Origin of the sequence: Marivivens donghaensis (genome assembly GCF_011806565.1) — a bacterium.
Classification (GTDB): domain Bacteria; phylum Pseudomonadota; class Alphaproteobacteria; order Rhodobacterales; family Rhodobacteraceae; genus Marivivens; species Marivivens donghaensis_A.
Window position 1 is genome coordinate 224636 of sequence record NZ_JAATOP010000001.1, and the last position, 16667, is coordinate 241302.

Annotated in this window: 19 protein-coding genes; 8 read left to right on the forward strand and 11 right to left on the reverse strand. The window is 59.2% G+C overall.

Translation table 11 applies throughout. The features are described from left to right. Positions 1-28: 28 nt before the first annotated feature. The 4 genes from HCZ30_RS01150 (at position 29) to HCZ30_RS01165 (ending at position 3253) form a co-directional block, all read left to right on the forward strand. Positions 29-901: a F0F1 ATP synthase subunit gamma gene (locus tag HCZ30_RS01150; RefSeq protein ID WP_167635927.1), complete on the forward strand. Its 873-nt coding sequence runs from the start codon at positions 29-31 to the stop codon at positions 899-901. 18 nt (positions 902-919) lie between these two features. Next, positions 920-2344 (forward strand): F0F1 ATP synthase subunit beta, encoded by a 1425-nt coding sequence (gene atpD, locus HCZ30_RS01155; protein WP_167635928.1) that lies wholly within the window; start codon positions 920-922, stop codon positions 2342-2344. Positions 2345-2353: 9 nt separating this feature from the next. Then, on the forward strand, positions 2354-2782 hold the full coding sequence (locus HCZ30_RS01160; RefSeq protein ID WP_167635929.1) for a F0F1 ATP synthase subunit epsilon: 429 nt from the start codon (positions 2354-2356) through the stop codon (positions 2780-2782). A 120-nt stretch (positions 2783-2902) separates the two neighbouring features. Continuing rightward, positions 2903-3253 carry an H-type lectin domain-containing protein gene (locus tag HCZ30_RS01165; RefSeq protein WP_167635930.1) on the forward strand — a complete coding sequence of 117 codons (351 nt, stop codon included), beginning with the start codon at positions 2903-2905 and terminating at the stop codon, positions 3251-3253. A 30-nt stretch (positions 3254-3283) separates the two neighbouring features. On the opposite strand, the gene HCZ30_RS01170 is transcribed toward HCZ30_RS01165, so the two are convergent. Beyond that, positions 3284-4303 (reverse strand): ribose-phosphate pyrophosphokinase, encoded by a 1020-nt coding sequence (locus HCZ30_RS01170; RefSeq protein WP_167635931.1) that lies wholly within the window; start codon positions 4301-4303, stop codon positions 3284-3286. Between the two features lie 115 nt (positions 4304-4418). Between HCZ30_RS01170 and HCZ30_RS01175 the strand changes: the two genes are divergently transcribed. Further along, the gene (locus tag HCZ30_RS01175) at positions 4419-5018 is read left to right on the forward strand and encodes a 2-hydroxychromene-2-carboxylate isomerase (RefSeq protein ID WP_167635932.1); all 600 of its coding nucleotides are present in this window, start codon (positions 4419-4421) and stop codon (positions 5016-5018) included. Here the strand turns inward: HCZ30_RS01175 and HCZ30_RS01180 are convergent. Genes HCZ30_RS01180 through HCZ30_RS01190 form a run of 3 tightly spaced genes read right to left on the reverse strand, consistent with a single transcriptional unit; the run spans position 5015 to position 7462 of the window. Continuing rightward, the gene (locus HCZ30_RS01180) at positions 5015-6064 is read right to left on the reverse strand and encodes a threonine aldolase family protein (protein ID WP_167635933.1); all 1050 of its coding nucleotides are present in this window, start codon (positions 6062-6064) and stop codon (positions 5015-5017) included. The genes HCZ30_RS01175 and HCZ30_RS01180 overlap by 4 nt on opposite strands. Next, positions 6064-6531 carry a YcgN family cysteine cluster protein gene (locus HCZ30_RS01185; RefSeq protein ID WP_167635934.1) on the reverse strand — a complete coding sequence of 156 codons (468 nt, stop codon included), beginning with the start codon at positions 6529-6531 and terminating at the stop codon, positions 6064-6066. The genes HCZ30_RS01180 and HCZ30_RS01185 overlap by 1 nt, the downstream gene beginning before the upstream one ends. Next, the gene (locus tag HCZ30_RS01190) at positions 6518-7462 is read right to left on the reverse strand and encodes a bifunctional riboflavin kinase/FAD synthetase (RefSeq protein WP_167635935.1); all 945 of its coding nucleotides are present in this window, start codon (positions 7460-7462) and stop codon (positions 6518-6520) included. The genes HCZ30_RS01185 and HCZ30_RS01190 overlap by 14 nt, the downstream gene beginning before the upstream one ends. A 158-nt stretch (positions 7463-7620) precedes the next feature. Between HCZ30_RS01190 and HCZ30_RS01195 the strand changes: the two genes are divergently transcribed. Next, on the forward strand, positions 7621-8373 hold the full coding sequence (locus HCZ30_RS01195) for a carbonic anhydrase (RefSeq protein WP_167635936.1): 753 nt from the start codon (positions 7621-7623) through the stop codon (positions 8371-8373). On the opposite strand, the gene HCZ30_RS01200 is transcribed toward HCZ30_RS01195, so the two are convergent. From HCZ30_RS01200 to HCZ30_RS01225, 6 genes are all read right to left on the reverse strand, one after another. After that, positions 8374-8817, reverse strand: coding sequence for a MaoC family dehydratase (locus tag HCZ30_RS01200; RefSeq protein ID WP_167635937.1), 444 nt, complete (start codon positions 8815-8817; stop codon positions 8374-8376). A 91-nt stretch (positions 8818-8908) separates the two neighbouring features. Beyond that, positions 8909-9781, reverse strand: a complete 873-nt coding sequence (locus HCZ30_RS01205; protein ID WP_167635938.1) for a TIGR01459 family HAD-type hydrolase — start codon at positions 9779-9781, stop codon at positions 8909-8911. A gap of 66 nt (positions 9782-9847) precedes the next feature. Then, positions 9848-10321, reverse strand: coding sequence for a GNAT family N-acetyltransferase (locus tag HCZ30_RS01210; RefSeq protein WP_167635939.1), 474 nt, complete (start codon positions 10319-10321; stop codon positions 9848-9850). Positions 10322-10382: 61 nt separating this feature from the next. After that, the gene (locus HCZ30_RS01215; RefSeq protein ID WP_167635940.1) at positions 10383-11303 is read right to left on the reverse strand and encodes a manganese-dependent inorganic pyrophosphatase; all 921 of its coding nucleotides are present in this window, start codon (positions 11301-11303) and stop codon (positions 10383-10385) included. 100 nt (positions 11304-11403) lie between these two features. After that, on the reverse strand, positions 11404-12399 hold the full coding sequence (locus HCZ30_RS01220; RefSeq protein ID WP_167635941.1) for a TraB/GumN family protein: 996 nt from the start codon (positions 12397-12399) through the stop codon (positions 11404-11406). 20 nt (positions 12400-12419) lie between these two features. Further along, positions 12420-12731: a hypothetical protein gene (locus tag HCZ30_RS01225; protein WP_167635942.1), complete on the reverse strand. Its 312-nt coding sequence runs from the start codon at positions 12729-12731 to the stop codon at positions 12420-12422. A 336-nt stretch (positions 12732-13067) separates the two neighbouring features. Here HCZ30_RS01225 and HCZ30_RS01230 point away from each other — a divergent pair, with 336 nt between their 5' ends. Next, positions 13068-13355 carry a co-chaperone GroES gene (locus tag HCZ30_RS01230; RefSeq protein WP_167635943.1) on the forward strand — a complete coding sequence of 96 codons (288 nt, stop codon included), beginning with the start codon at positions 13068-13070 and terminating at the stop codon, positions 13353-13355. 45 nt (positions 13356-13400) lie between these two features. Continuing rightward, on the forward strand, positions 13401-15041 hold the full coding sequence (gene groL / locus HCZ30_RS01235; RefSeq protein ID WP_167635944.1) for a chaperonin GroEL: 1641 nt from the start codon (positions 13401-13403) through the stop codon (positions 15039-15041). Between the two features lie 156 nt (positions 15042-15197). Here the strand turns inward: groL and HCZ30_RS01240 are convergent, their stop codons facing one another. Beyond that, a complete protein-coding gene (locus HCZ30_RS01240; protein ID WP_167635945.1) occupies positions 15198-16667 on the reverse strand; it encodes a mannitol dehydrogenase family protein in 1470 nt (489 codons plus the stop codon).

Genomic DNA, 16667 nt, shown 5'->3' on the forward strand with positions numbered 1-16667 from the left:
GTTGGGCTCTAGTTAAGGAGACAAGGCTGTGCCAAGTCTTAAGGACCTAAAAAACCGGATCACGTCGGTCAAATCGACCCGCAAGATCACTAAGGCGATGCAAATGGTCGCGGCGGCTAAACTCCGTCGCGCCCAGGAAGCAGCCGAGGCCTCGCGTCCTTACGCAGAGCGGTTCAATGCGGTCATCTCGTCGCTGGCAGCTTCGGCTGGCGCGTCGGATACCGCTCCGCTCCTGCTCAAGGGTACGGGAAGCGATCAGACCCACATGCTTGTGGTGATGACTGCTGAACGTGGCCTGTGCGGCGGCTTCAATTCGTCGATCGTCAAGCTCGCCCGTCAGCGCATCCAAGCGTTGAAGGCCGAAGGCAAGACAGTAAAAATCCTGACGGTCGGCAAGAAAGGCCGCGAGCAGCTGCGTCGCGACTATGCCGATCTGTTCGTTGGTCACGTTGACCTGAGCGAAGTCAAGAAAATCGGTTACGCTGATGCGCAGTCGATCGCCAAAGACCTGCTCAAGCGCTTCGAGGCCGGTGAATTCGACGTAGCGACGATCCTCTTCTCGGAATTCCAGTCGGTTATCTCTCAGATCCCGACCGCCCAGCAGGTGATCCCCGCTAAGTTCGATGCACCCGAAGATGGTGTGACGACCGACTATGACTACGAACCTGGTGAAGAAGAGATTCTGGACGACCTGCTCCCGAAGAGCGTTGCGACCCAGATCTTCTCTGCTCTGCTGGAAAACGGTGCTTCCGAACAGGGTGCCCGTATGAGCGCGATGGACAATGCTACACGCAACGCCGGCGATATGATCGACCGACTGACCATCGAATTCAACCGTTCGCGTCAGGCCGTTATCACCAACGAACTGATCGAAATTATCTCGGGCGCTGAAGCGCTCTAAGAACCGGAGAAACGAAACATGGCACAAGCAAATGGCAAAATCACGCAGGTGATTGGCGCCGTTGTGGACGTGCAGTTCAGCGATAGCCTGCCGGCGATCCTTAACGCACTGACCACCGACAACAATGGCAAGACGCTGGTTCTTGAAGTAGCCCAGCACCTTGGCGAAAACACCGTACGTACCATCGCTATGGACGCGACCGAAGGTCTCGTTCGTGGTCAGGCAGTTGAAGACACCGGTTCGCCGATTTCGGTTCCGGTAGGTACTGCAACTCTGGGCCGTATTCTGAACGTCGTCGGCGAGCCCGTTGACGAAAAGGGTCCGGTTAACGCGACTGAAACCCGCGCGATCCACCAGCCCTCGCCGGAATTCAGCGAACAGTCGACCGCGACTGAAATCCTCGTAACGGGCATCAAGGTTATCGACCTTCTCGCACCGTACTCGAAGGGTGGTAAGATCGGTCTGTTCGGCGGCGCTGGCGTTGGTAAAACCGTTCTCATCATGGAACTGATCAACAACATCGCAAAAGTGCACTCGGGTTACTCGGTGTTCGCAGGTGTTGGTGAACGTACCCGTGAAGGTAACGACCTTTACCACGAGATGATCGAATCGAACGTTATCAAGCCGGACAACCTCGAAGAGTCGCAGGTGGCTCTTGTGTACGGTCAGATGAACGAACCGCCCGGAGCACGTGCACGTGTTGCTCTGACCGGTCTGACCCTTGCTGAGCAGTTCCGCGACGCTTCGGGTACCGACGTTCTGTTCTTCGTGGACAACATCTTCCGCTTCACCCAGGCTGGTTCTGAGGTTTCGGCGCTTCTCGGCCGTATTCCTTCGGCTGTGGGCTATCAGCCGACCCTGGCAACCGACATGGGCGCCATGCAGGAACGCATCACCTCGACCAAGAACGGCTCGATCACCTCGATCCAAGCTGTTTACGTCCCGGCCGATGACCTTACCGACCCTGCACCGGCAACCACCTTCGCCCACCTCGACGCTACCACGGTTCTTAACCGTGCTATCTCGGAACTCGGCATCTACCCGGCTGTGGACCCGCTCGACTCGTCGTCGCGTATCCTCGACCCGCAGATCGTCGGTGAAGAGCACTACAACGTCGCCCGTCAGGTTCAGAACATCCTCCAGCGCTACAAGTCGCTTCAGGACATCATCGCCATCCTCGGCATGGACGAACTGTCGGAAGAAGATAAGCTGACCGTTTCGCGCGCTCGTAAGATCCAGCGTTTCCTCTCGCAGCCGTTCGACGTTGCGAAAGTGTTCACTGGTTCGGACGGTGTTCAGGTTCCGCTCGAAGACACCATCAGCTCGTTCAAAGCTGTTGTCGCCGGCGAATATGACCACCTGCCGGAAGGTGCCTTCTACATGGTTGGCGGCATCGACGAAGTGCTCGCTAAAGCCGAGAAAATGGCCGCTTCGGCAGCCTAAGGAGTCGTTATGGCTGAATCGTTCCAGTTCGACCTCGTATCCCCTGAACGGAAGCTCGCTTCCGTCCAGGCCACGGAGGTCCAGATCCCGGGTGCCGATGGCGCAATGACGGCGATGGCAGGCCACGCGGCCACCATCACCACGCTGCGTCCGGGTATCCTGCGGGTTGTCCACACTGGTGGTACCGACGAATACATCGTTTCCGGCGGCTTCGCTGAAATCGGTGGTGAGAACGTATCGGTTCTGGCCGAACGCGCTCTCCCGACGGACGAAGTCACTCAGGACGCTTTCGATGCGATGGTTGCGGAATATCGCGCTGCGCACGAGAAGGCTCTCGAGAACTTCAAAAACGAACCGGGTCCGGTCGATGACGCTGCGCGTCTGCTGGCTGACATGGTTGCCGTTGGTACCCACATGGGTCTGTCGTACCGCGAGTAATCCGCGCTATACGAAAGAAATCAAAGAGAAGCCCCGCGACTGCGGGGCTTTTTGCATTAAATCTATCGTAACGCCTATCCGGATATGTTTATATGTCCGCCAAGCCAAGTTGACGGTAGAATGCTCAAACTCGAAAATCATCTTATTGGTGTGGATCAGGGCGATGTGGTGCTCTTTTCCGACTTCGACACCGACGGAGATATGTGGACGGGCGAGGGGCCGCGTCTAACCCGTTTTCCGGTCACCTTCCGCAAGGCCTATCGCAAGCTGCCTGCCGTTCAGGCGTGGGTGTCGATGCTCGATATGTCAAATCAGAGCAATGCGCGCATCGATGTTCAGGTAGAGAATATCAATTCCGAAGGCTGCGAGATCGTCTTCAGAACGTGGGGCGATACGCGCATCGCGCGGGCCCGCGCTGCGTGGATGTCCATCGGCGAGCTCAGGCACGACGACGATTGGGACATCGAATGAAAAAGGCGGGGAAGTTCCCGCCTTTGTTCTTTAGAGCGTGTTGTAGAGGCCTTCGTAGATCGGGATCAGCGTCTCGTCTTCGAAGAGCGAGGACACCGATGTGCCGTTCCACGTGTTCAGAATGGCCTGAGCGAACATCGGTGCAGTCGGTACGATGCGGATGTTCGGCGCCTTGAGGATCGCGTCGGTCGGCTGGATCGAGTCGGTGATGACCAGCGTCTTGAGGTGCGAGTTGGTGACGCGCTCGACTGCCGGACCCGACATGACGCCGTGCGAGATGTAGGCGTGAACTTCGGCAGCACCGGCCTGCATCAGATGCTCGGCAGCTTTGCAGAGCGTACCAGCGGTGTCGCAGAGGTCGTCCACGATGATGCACTTCTTGCCTTCGACGTTACCGATGACGGTCATCTCGGCCACTTCACCCGGCTTTTCGCGGCGCTTGTCCACTATGGAGAGGGGAGCGTTGATGCGCTTCGCCAGTTCACGCGCACGGGCCACACCGCCGACGTCGGGCGATACGACCATGATGTCCTCGAGGCCGCCTTTGAAGTGGTGCTTGATATCGAGAGCGAAAATCGGCGCGGCGTAGAGGTTATCCACCGGAATGTCGAAGAAGCCCTGAATCTGCGCAGCGTGCAGGTCTAGCGTCAGAACGCGGTCGACACCCGACTGGGTGATGAGGTTCGCGACGAGTTTGGAGCTAATCGGCGTGCGGGCCTTGGTGCGGCGGTCCTGACGGGCATAACCGAAGTACGGAATGACTGCGGTGATGCGGCCAGCCGACGAACGCTTCAGCGCGTCGGTGATGATCAGCAGTTCCATGAGGTTGTCGTTCGCCGGGTTCGACGTCGGCTGGATAATAAACATATCCTCGCCGCGTACGTTCTCGTAGACCTCGACAAAGATCTCCTGGTCGTTGAAGCGCTCGACGCGCGTATCCACCAGACCAACGTTCATACCGCGGTGCATGGACATGCGGCGCGCGATCGATTTGGCGAGTGGAATGTTGGCATTACCCGAAATGAGTTTCGGTTCGGTCATCGTCGGCATCTGCAATTGTCCCCGAAAGCTGAGCATCCGCCGGTGCATGACGGATTCGTGACGTTGACACCGCGTAGCACGAACCTAACGTGAGGCAAAGTTTAGACGGGGAGGAACATTCATAATGCCGCATATAGACTACTTCTTCGCGACCATGTCGCCGTTCACTTACCTTGCAGGAACACGGCTGGAGGAAATCGCGGCAAAGCATGGCGCGACCATCACCTACAAGCCGATGGATATCGGGCAGGTGTTCATGCGTACGGGCGGCACGTTGCCTAAAGACCGCCATCCGACGCGGCTTGAATACCGCGATCAGGAACTGCGCCGTCAGGCAAAGAAAGCCGGTCTGCCGCTGAACCTGCGTCCTGCGCATTTCCCCGTGAACGGTGCACCTGCGGCCTATGCGCTGATCGCGGCGCAGAATGCGGGCGGGGGCGATCTGGGAAAGCTCGTGCACGCGTACACCGGTGCCGTCTGGGCAGAGGATGCCAATCTCGCAGACGATGCGGTCATTCGTGCGTGTCTGGAGAAGGCCGGTTTCGATCCTGCACTGGCGGATAGCGGCCTGCTATCGGGCGCTGCGGCCTATGAGGAGAACACCGAGGAAGCAGTGCGCCGCGGTGTGTTCGGCGCACCGTTCTATATCACCGAAACCGACGAGCGGTTCTGGGGGCAGGACAGGCTGGACGATCTGGACGCCCACCTGTCCGGCAATCTTTAACGCAGGTGTGCGAGGAACGTCTCGACGTTTTCGTCGGTCGTTGACCAGCTACACACGAGGCGCGCTGCGAGGGCTTCTTCCGGCGCGCCTTCGAGGCTCTGGTTGAAGGGCCAGAGGTAATACATTGCGCCGGCCTTGTGGGCCGCTTGGTGGCCGCTGCGCGGGAAGCGGGCAAAGACGCAGTTCGCGTCGGTCGGGTGCAGGAGCGATGCGCCTTCAATCTGCTGGATGCCTTCGCTCAGCTTTGCCGCCATCGCGTTGGCGTTCGTCGCTAGATCGAGCCAGAGGTTATCGTCTAGGTAGACGTCCATCTGGGCCGACAGGTAGCGATGCTTGGAGAATAGGTGCCCACCACGCTTGCGGCGCAGTTCGAATTCCCAAGCCTTCTCGGGATTGAAGATCACGACAGCTTCGACACCCATCAGCCCGTTCTTGGTGCCGCCGAAGGACAGGATGTCGACGCCTGCGCGCCATGTCATCTCTGCCGGAGTGGCGCCGGTCGAGACGATGGCGTTGGCGAAGCGGGCGCCGTCCATGTGGACGGGCAGGTTGTAGTCGCGGGCGACGGCGGTGAGGGCCGTGACTTCTGCGACCGAATAGACGGTGCCGTTCTCGGTCACGTTGGTGATCGACACAGCGCCGCGCTGCATGTTGTGGACGCCAGCGCGGCCGGTGAACTCAATCGACTTGCGCAGGGCATCGGGCGACATCTTCGCGTGCTCTCCTTCGACCAGCGCGAGCTTGCCGCCGCCGATGTAGAATTCGGGCGCACCGCACTCGTCTTCTTCGATGTGGGCATTTTGGTGGCAGAACACGGTCTGCCACGGCTCGACCATGATCGACAGCGCGAGCGCGTTGGCCGAGCTACCCGTGGGCACAAAATAGACAGCCGCTTCGGGCGCTTCGAACAGGTCGCGGATTTTCTGGGCGGCGGACTTGGTCACGTCGTCAGCGCCGTAGCCGCTGGCGTAGCCCTCGTTGGCTTTGGCGAGCGCTTCGAAGACCTTGGGGTGCGCGGGGCTCGAATTGTCGGAGGCAAAGAACATCAGGTGGGTTCCTCAATAATGTAGTCTTCCCAGTCGTCATCGGCGACGTCGAACTCCGACACGGTCTGGCCGCGCAGGGATGCGTGCGCTTCGTGGACCGTTTCCGGACGGCCTGTCAGCAGCGGATGCCACTCGGGAAGCGGCTGACCCATGTGCAGAAGGCGGTAGGCGCAGGTCTGCGGGAGCCAGTAAAGGTTTTCGGTAATGGTTTTCGGCGAAAGGACAATGCACTCGGGAACGAACTGGTGACGGATCGGATACTGGCTACATAGGCAGGTATCGTCGTCCAGCAACCGGCAGGCCACGCGGGTCAGCGCCACTTCGCCGGTTTCCTCGTCTTCGAGCTTGTTCAGGCAGCACTTGCCGCAGCCATCGCAGAGGGCTTCCCACTGCGGGCGGGACATCTTGGCCATCGGGATTTTTTCCCAAAAACGATGGCCGAGACCTTTGCGATCAATTTCCGTCATTTGCGAGGATCTCTCGGCTTTGGCGGCAGTCGGCATCCATCTGGTCGATGAGCGCCTGAAGGCTGTCGAACTTGAGTTCGGGGCGAAGGTATTCGATCAGGGCGACCGACAGCATCGTGCCGTAGAGGTCGCCTTTGAAATCGAAGATGAAAGTTTCGATGTTGGGCACGTTGTCCTGACCGAACATCGGGCGCACACCGATGGAAGCCGCGCCGCCATAGGTGCCCTTATAGGTGCCTTCGAGCACGTCGATCTTCACGGCATAGACACCCAGCTTCGGCTGGTGCAGCCCTTCGATCGACATATTGGCGGTCGGGTAGCCGAGGTCACGGCCACGCTGGTCACCGCGAATAACTTCGCCTTCGATCCGATGCAGGTGGCCTAACATCGCCGCGGCATCACCGGGACGGCCTTCGGCCAGCGCATTGCGGATGTTGGTGGAGGACACTTCTTCTTCCAGCGACAGAAGCGGGGTGACGGTCACGCCGAACCCAAGCTCTGCGCCGAGGTTTTTGAGCGTGTTCACATCACCTGCACGCGCCTTGCCAAAGAAGAAATCCTCTCCGACGACCACATGAGCGAGGCCAAGGCGATCAACGATGATCTGCTGGGCAAACTCGCGGGGCGACAGTCCGGCGAGCGCCGCGTTGAACGGCACTTCGTAAAGCTTCTCAACGCCGAGCTTTTCAAGGCGGTGAGCTTTCGCTTCGGCATTCATCAAGCGGAACGCAGGGGCATCCGGAGCGAAGAACTGGCGCGGATGCGGCTCGAACGTCATGACGCCCAGCGGCAGGCCAGCCTCGTCAGCGACCTTGCGGGCCAGCGAGATGACGGCCTGATGGCCGAGGTGAACACCATCGAAATTACCGATGGCTGCAACGGCGCCACGGTCACTCGGGTCGATATAAAGGGTATCGCGGATAATACGCATGACCGATGCCTAGCCCTGCACGAACCTAGGCGCAAGATCAGAGATGTCTGTGCGCCGCCGAACTTACAATCGCACGGATTTGAATTGAAGCGGTGCATGGCCAAGCCTAACTCTGAGACTGTCGAGCTTACATTCGACGCACATTGAAAGATACACTCATGAACAAATTTGGTTTCGCCGGCATCTCGCTGGCCGCTTCGCTCCTCGCGATGCCCGTTTTTGCGGCTGGCACCCATTGGACCTATTCCGGCGATGAAGGCCCCGACCACTGGGGCGAGCTGCCGAAAGAGTACGCATCCTGCTCCGGCGGTACGTTGCAGTCGCCGATCGACCTGTCGGGCGCCGAAACATCGGGCACAGTCAATTACGAATTCGACGACCAGCCGGTCGCGCTGAACATCCTGAACAATGGCCACACCGTGCAGTTCAACACAGCTGAAGGCGGCGATCTGGTTGAGGCGGGCAAGGCGTTCCACCTCGCGCAGATCCACTTCCATACGCCGAGCGAGCACGATGTGGACGGCAAGGAATTCCCGATCGAGGCGCACTTTGTTCACCAAGCCGACGACGGCGCGCTGGCTGTTCTGGGCGTTCTGATCGAGGAAGGTGAGGCGAACGCGACCCTGCAAACCGTGATCGACAATATGCCGACCACGTCGACCGAGGCGACGGATGTTGCGGGCGTGACCATCGACCCGAACGGCCTGATCCCCGCGTCTCACGAAATCTACCGCTACATGGGTTCGCTCACGACGCCGCCCTGTTCGGAAGGTGTGAACTGGCACGTTCTGGCCACGCCGATGACGGCCTCGGCAGAGCAGATCGCGGCCCTGTCCGAGGTTCTGAACCACAACAACCGCCCGCTCCAGCCGCTGAACGCGCGTCTGCTGGTCGGTCCGTCGGGTAACTGATCAGTCGAATTTACGGCTGGGGGCTAGGACGACAGCTTCGCCTATCAGCACCTTTTTGTTGTTCACGAGGCAACGGGTATCAAGGGTGACGCGGCGCTTGGAGTGGTCGATGTTGATGACCTCGACTTCAGCCAGCACCATGTCACCCGGACGTACCGGTGCAAGGAACTTCAGGTTCTGACCAAGGTAGACTGTGCCGTGGCCGGGAAGCTGTTCGCCGATCACGGCAGAGACCAGACCGGCGGTCAGCATACCGTGCGAGATACGGCCTTCGAAGATCGTATCCTGCGCGTATGCGTCGTCCAGATGGACCGGATTTCTGTCGGTCGACACTTCGGCAAACAGTTCGATATCGCGATCGGTCACGACTTTCCGCAGGGAGCGGACCATGCCGATCTCGATATCCTCGATGCAGATCGTTCCGCGGGGGGCGTTATCCAGCATATTTGGCTCCATGAGTAACAAAAAGTCCCATTGTCCATATTGGGTGTAATTTTGTTACTTTGCGGATGCAGAAAAATCAACCCCCTTTAGACTAACTTAGGAAGCCGATCGAATAGGTCGGCGCCTGCATTTCTTTTTCGAGATAAGCACTTAGCGCGTCCGCATCTGGCTGCGTTTCGGTTTTTGTCTCTTCCGCCGCGATGCCGCCAGTGATGAAGAGGGAATCATAGCCCTCTCCCTGAGCGCCCGAGATGTCCGTTTTGATTCCGTCACCGATGCAGATGATCTGGGCTTCGTCAGGCTCGATACCTTCCTGAAGCAGGCGGCGACGGGCGAGGTCGTAGATCGGCGGGTGCGGCTTGCCGAAGTACAGCGTCTCGCCGCCCATTTCCTCATAGACCTTCGCAACGGCACCGGCGCACCATTCGCGCTTGTCGCCGCGGTCGATGATGATGTCAGGGTTCGCGCAGAGCATCTTCAGACCCTTTTCGCGGGCGAGCAGAAGTTGCGGACGCATGTCCTGCGGGTCGGCCTGCGGATCGAACGGGCCGCAGTTCACGATGCCTTCGGCGTCGTCGAGCGGCACGCGCTGAATGTCCACGGGGTTCTCGACGACCTTGATCGGGTTAAAGAACGTCAGGTCGCGGTCTTCACCGATGAACCAGACTTTTTCGCCCACAGCGCCGGAGAACATGGCAACACGCGCCGCGTCACCAGAGGTAGAGATCGCATCCCAAGTGTCGTCGGGCAGACCCCAATTCTTCATCTGCTCGACAACCAGCGGCCACGCGCGCGGGGCGTTCGTCACATAGATGACCTTGCCGCCGCTCTGACGGTAAGCCTGCATTGCTGCAACGGCTTCGGAGAACGCTTCGATCCCGTTGTGCATACAGCCCCAGAGATCCACGAAAGCGGCGTCATACTGGTCGGAGATTTCGGCAAAGGAATTAATGATCTGGGTCATAGGGAGCCCTGTTAACTAAGGTTTCCCATTGACTATAGACCGCTCGTTTAAAAGGAAAGCGTCGCCTTAGTCGAAGGCTTGCGGATAACGCAGCTCGAGGCTCTTCGCTTTCGCGGGGCCTGCAACCATCGTGTGGCCGACGGGGTAGGGCGATGTCAGGCCCTCCGGCGCGGGGCGGAAACCGGCGGTGGTATAAAGCGCCGGATCGCCGAGCATCACGAGCGTCTGGTCCGTCATGCGGGCCCACTCGGTAATTATGCCGACCATCCGTTTGCCGTAGCCCATGCCGTGCAGGTCGGGATGGATCGCCACAGGCGCGAGGCAAAGCCAACCCTTCGGCGCGATCATGCGGGACAGCGCGAGGTAGCCGACGATGCCCTGTTCTGACGGCAGAACCATTTCGCCCGCCATTGCCTTGGACTTGCGGAGCTTGCGCACGAGGTTCGCTTCGTCCGGCTGGCCGAATGCCGTGTTCAGCAGGGCCTCGACGGCTTGCTCTTCGCCGCTCTGCATTTCGCGGAGGAAGTCTGGTGCGAACATGGTAGGCTCCTTAAATAAAAAGGCCCGCACATTGGCGGGCCTCTGAAAGATCGGTCGAAGCTCAGAGTTTGAGGTTCGGGATGATCTGCTTCTTGCGGGACATGATGCCGGGAAGAACAACGCTGTCGCCTTCGACGGTCGCATCGAACGACTTCTCGGCAACGGTTTTGACCAGATCGTTCGGGACGAACAGGGTGGCTTCTTCGTTCAGAATGTCGACGACGAACAGCAGAACCTGATCAACGCCGTCTTCGGCTGCAACGGCAGCCATCGATTCCATGATCGACGCTTTGCGGTCCAGAACCAGCTTCGGCGCGGTGGTCTCGAGAACCGAAACGCGGAACTTGGTGCCTTCGACGGCGTATTCTTTCGAGTCCATGCGGATCAGTTCAGCGTCCGAGAATGCCGAGATGTCCGACTTGGCTTCGAACATTTCCGAAGCATAGGCGCCGAGGTCGATGTTCAGTTCCGAAGCGAGCTTCTGGGCCAGCGCCTTGTCGACGTCGGTGGTGGTCGGCGAACGGAATTCGAGGGTGTCGGACAGGATGCACGACAGCATAGCGCCCTTGATGTTGTCCGGCATCTTGTTGGCGTCGTCGCCCATCAGGTCGTACATGATGGTCGCGGTGCAGGCGAGCGGACGGATGGTGATGTCGATCGGGCCTTTGGTTTCCAGACCGCCGACCAGTTTGTGGTGGTCGATGATGGCGGTGATGTCTGCTGCGTTGATGTCAGCGGGCAGCTCGGCAGGGTTGTTGGTGTCAACGATGACAACCTGCTGGCCGGCGTCGACCGACGAAATGATTTCCGGCTTCTCGAAGCCCCACTTTTCAACGACGAAAGCGGCTTCGGTGTTCGGCTCGCCGAGCAGAACCGGCTTGGCGTCGACGCCCTTAACTTCGTTGAGGTACCAAGCCCAGATAAGCGGGGAGCCGGTAGAGTCGGTGTCGGGGGATTTATGGCCGAAAACAAGAGTCGTCATTTATCGCATCCTTAAAAGGAAAATTGGGTCGCGGGCCTTATAGGAAGGCCAAACGCCTTTGTCACCAGCGATGAACGGTCCGAATGCCGCAGGGCAGCAGTCATTCGATACGCGCAATGCTCCAGCCGTTTTCCGCGAGCAGATTGAGGATGCCGTCCTCTCCGGGCAGGTGGGCGGCACCGACCACAATAGAGATGTCATCATAATCAGTGGTTTCGGCCTCGATCACGGGAATCCAGTTGTGGTTTCGCTGGTCCAGCAGCAGATCGTTCTGGTCCGCCATAATCCGGTCGGCCTCATCGGGGTCGGCGTAAGGCGCGAGCAGTTCGGGAATGGTATCGGCCACCATCAGTAGGCTGATGTCCTGATCAAGATAGGCGTTCACCATGGTCGAGAGCGTCGCGTTGATGATCTCGGGGTTGAAGTTGGCGATCTCCAGCGTCGCGATCTGGTCGTCCAGAGGCATACTGTCCATCAGTTCGAAAATGGTCGTCGGCGTTTCGAGGCTCTTGTTCGGGATGTCCATTTCCTGCGCCGCGAGGAACGCGCTGTGATCGACGCCTTCCATCGTGGCCGGATCTTGCACGTCAATACATTCGCTCATCAGCGAAAGCTGTGTCGCGACCATGAAGGGCTTCAGCCGACCAACGGTGAACGCGGGAATGCCGCGATCTCTGAGGACTTCATGCAGCGCGGACCACGCAACGGGGTCCATCAGGTCGATCAGGGTCTTGTTGTCCGGCAGCAGGATCAGCGACGGGTCGGCGGCGAGCATCTGATTGACCTTGGCGAAATCCTCGGCGGAGGCTTCGGTCAGCAGCACCTCGGTCGGCGCGATCACCTCGTCCACCATCGTCGCAATCAGCGGCTCCAGCTCGGGCGTGTATATGTGAATACTACCGGCGATATATAGAGTGTCCTCGCCGCGCGTGGCAGTCCAGAAAAGACCCTGCGCGTTGATGACGTCAGCGGCTTTGGCCTGCACCTCGGCCTGACGTTCTTGCGACAGAAACTCCATGAACGACATCTCGCCGCAGAACGCGTCCGCTTGGGTGGCGGTCAGAATGGCGATCGTCGGCAGCAAAAAGCGCTTCATCAAATGTCCCCTAATTCGGCTCACCGCATTTGCGGTGAGCGCAAGAGTAAGAAGCCGATCCGCAGAAATCCACGGCCAATCGCAGCTCTGATTCCCAGATTGCTGGCAGGGGCGGAGCGGTCGCGGAACCGCGGATCGCGCGCGAGTTCGATCAGCGTTGCCTGCGGCTGGTGTGCTTTGGCAATTGGCTCGAAGGTGACGAACGGCTCTGCGGGCGAGTTGAAATCAAGCGCCTCGGGCGCACCACGCCGGATCGGCAAACGTTCGTCGAGTAATTTATGACGGTCCTGGCCCTGCGTCCACGCAGGTCCGCCGTTAATCGGGGGAAGCATCGGAAAAATCCTGAAAATCTTGGGAAATGGCGACGGCGCGAGGCTGTCGAAATAGGTTGCAGCACGGCTGGACTAGCAGGCGTGGAATCGGACTCCGTAAATCATATGCAACCTCCAAAGAGAGACAGGGTTTGTGTGGCATCTGCCTAAGCGAGTGCCCGCGCTTCACCAAGGGTAAATTTGCCTATCCAAAAAATCGTGACTTTTTTGCAAAGGGACCTGTTGACAGGGGAGGGGGGCTTTCTTAGCTATTTCGCTGTTAGCACTCACGAGTGACGAGTGCTAACACCCCTCGGGAGGGGTATTAGAGATAACTGTTAGCTAGGAGCTACAACAATGGCTTTCAAACCGCTGCACGACCGCGTTCTGGTTCGCCGCGTTCAGAGCGACGAAAAAACTGCTGGTGGCCTTATCATTCCGGATAGCGCCAAGGAAAAGCCGGCTGAAGGCGAAGTCGTCGCTTGTGGCGAAGGCGCCCGCAAGGACTCGGGCGAACTGATCGCAATGGCCGTCAAAGCTGGCGACCGCGTTCTGTTCGGCAAGTGGTCCGGCACCGAAGTCACCGTCGACGGTGAAGAACTTCTCATCATGAAGGAAGGCGACATTCTCGGCATCATCGCCTGAGAACGCTTCCTGACCTGACAACAATTTTAGACGAGGAATACAGCAATGGCTGCTAAGGACGTCAAATTCGGCACCGAAGCCCGCAACGGCATGCTTCGCGGTGTCAACATTCTTGCTGACGCGGTAAAAGTGACGCTCGGCCCGAAAGGTCGCAACGTTGTTCTCGAAAAGTCGTTCGGTGCCCCGCGCATCACCAAGGACGGTGTTTCGGTCGCCAAAGAGATCGAGCTTGAAGACAAGTTCGAGAACATGGGCGCACAGATGGTCAAAGAAGTCGCTTCGCGTACCAACGACGAAGCCGGCGACGGTACCACCACTGCGACCGTTCTTGCTCAGGCAATCGTTCGTGAAGGTCTTAAGCAGGTTGCTGCTGGCCTGAACCCGATGGACCTGAAGCGCGGTATCGACATGGCAACCGCCAAGGTCGTCGAGCAGATCAAGTCGATGGCTCGCGAAGTCGCTGACTCGGACGAAGTCGCTCAGGTTGGCACCATTTCGGCCAACGGCGAAGCTTCGATCGGTCGCCAGATCGCCGACGCGATGCAGAAAGTCGGCAACGACGGCGTCATCACCGTCGAAGAAAACAAGGGTATGGAAACCGAAGTAGAAGTCGTCGAAGGCATGCAGTTCGACCGCGGCTACCTGTCGCCGTACTTCGTCACCAACCCCGACAAGATGATTGCAGAACTCGATGACTGCATCGTTCTGCTGCACGAGAAGAAGTTGTCGTCGCTCCAGCCGATGGTTCCGCTGCTCGAGCAGGTCATCCAGTCGCAGAAGCCGCTCCTCATCATCGCTGAGGACGTCGAAGGCGAAGCTCTGGCAACTCTCGTTGTCAACAAGCTGCGTGGCGGTCTGAAGATTGCTGCCGTCAAGGCTCCGGGCTTCGGCGATCGCCGCAAGGCCATGCTGCAAGACATCGCGATCCTCACCGGCGGTCAGGTCATCTCGGAAGACCTCGGCATGAAGCTCGAGAACGTCACCATGGACATGCTCGGCTCGGCCAAGAAGATCCAGATCTCGAAGGACAACACCACCATCGTTGATGGCGCTGGTGAAAAGGCAGAGATCGAAGCACGCGTTGCCCAGATCCGTACCCAGATCGAAGAAACCTCGTCGGACTACGACCGTGAGAAGCTGCAAGAGCGCGTTGCCAAGCTGGCAGGCGGTGTTGCCGTTATCCGCGTCGGCGGCATGACCGAAATCGAAGTCAAAGAGCGTAAGGACCGCGTTGATGACGCACTGAACGCTACTCGTGCTGCTGTTCAGGAAGGCATCGTCGTTGGCGGTGGTGTTTCCCTCGTACAGGCTGGCAAGGCTCTCGAAGGCATGACCGGTGCGAACCCCGACCAGAACGCTGGTATCGCTCTGGTACGCCGCGCTCTCGAAGCTCCGCTGCGTCAGATCGCTGACAACGCTGGTGTCGACGGTGCTGTTGTTGCCGGTAAGGTCCGTGAATCGGATGACGTGAAGTTCGGCTTCAACGCTCAGACCGAAGAATACGGCGACATGTTCGCATTCGGCGTCATCGACCCGGCTAAAGTGACCCGCACCGCACTGGAAGACGCTGCTTCCATCGCTGGCCTGCTGATCACCACCGAAGCCATGGTTGCTGACAAGCCCTCCAAAGAAGGTGCTGGCGCGCCGGACATGGGCGGAATGGGCGGCATGGGCGGCATGATGTAATCATCCGTCCCATCCGGGAAATTGGAACGGGGTCGCTTCGGCGGCCCCGTTTCTTTTTGTGCTGTACGAATGGGGTAGGGCGCAAAAAGAAAAGCCGGGCACAAGGCCCGGCCAGTCAAGAGGGAGTCCCGACGCACAAGGCGCCGAGTCACCAAATTATTTCGCGATATAAGCGCGGAGGGTGTCCGCAACGCCGTTGTCGTAGAGGCTGTTCAGTGCAGCGCCGAAGGCCGCAACGAAAGTCTCGTTCTGGGCCAGATCACCAAAGACAGCCTGGTTCTCGAGGAAGGCTGCGGGACGCTCTTTGGCAGCGTCAGCGTATTCCTTGAGAGCGACGTGGTTATCGTCGTTCGGTGCGATCTCGTTGCCAGCTTCGTCAACGCGGGTGCAGTAGCGGCACCACAGAGCGACTTCGAGAGCGAGGCCCGAAACGTCCGCACCGTTAGCCAGCGCGTCACGCAGGGTCGGCAGGATGAACTTCGGCTGGCGGTTCGAACCGTCGAGGCAGAGACGCGGGATCGTGTCGCCGACTTCAGGGTTCGAGAAGCGCTCGATGATCTTTTCGCGGTACTTCTGGTAGTCCACGCCTTCGATCGGCTGAAGGGTCGGGATCACCTCGCGGCGCTCCAGTGCGTCCAGCCAGTCGTGGATGAGGGGGTCAGCCATCGCGTCGTGGACGAAGTGGTGTCCGATGAGAGCCGACGGGTATGCAATCGCAGCGTGGCCACCGTTCAGGATACGCAGCTTCATCAGCTCGTACTGGGCGACGTCCTCGACGAACTCTACGCCAACCTTTTCAAGGGCAGGGCGGCCCTGCGGAAAGTTGTCTTCCATGACCCACTGACGGAACGGCTCGCAAGCCACGGGCCACGCGTCGACGATGCCGAACTTGTCAGCAACCAGCTGGCGCTCGCGGTCCGAAGTGGCGGGAGTGATGCAGTCGACCATCGAGTTCGGGAAGGCGACGTTCTCCGAAATCCAAGTGGCAAAGTCCGCGTCGATCAGCTTTGCGAGGCCAACGACAGTACGCTTCGCAACGTGACCGTTTTCCGGAAGGTTGTCGCAGGACATGAAGGTGAACGGCGGCAGACCGGCGTCGCGGCGCATACGAAGAGCCTTGATGACCATGCCGAAGACGGTTTTCGGGGTATCGGGGTTCTCTGCATCGTGGACGATGTCAGGGTGCTTGGTGTCGAAGCCATCGGTGAGGGCGTCAACGTAGTAGCCGCCTTCGGTGATGGTGGTCGACACGATCTTGGTGACCGGATCAGCCATGCGGGCGATGGTCTTGTCCGCGTTGATTTCGATGAAGTCGATCATGGAGCCGGTGACTCGCGCGGTCAGACCCGACGGGTCGAGCTCGACCACAGTGGTCATCCAGTCCTGAGCTTCCAGCTTTTCACGCATCAGCGCATCGCCTGCACGGACGCCAGCACCGCAAAGTGCCCACTCGCGGCTTTCGCCGAGCGCAAACAGACGGTCGAGATAGACAGCCTGGTGCGCGCGGTGGAAGTTGCCGACACCTACGTGGAGGATACCGGCAGTCAGAGCGCTGCGGTCATACTCAGGCTTACCCACTTCTGCGGGCAGCTGGTCGAGTGCGGATGTTTCGAGTTTGATAGCCAT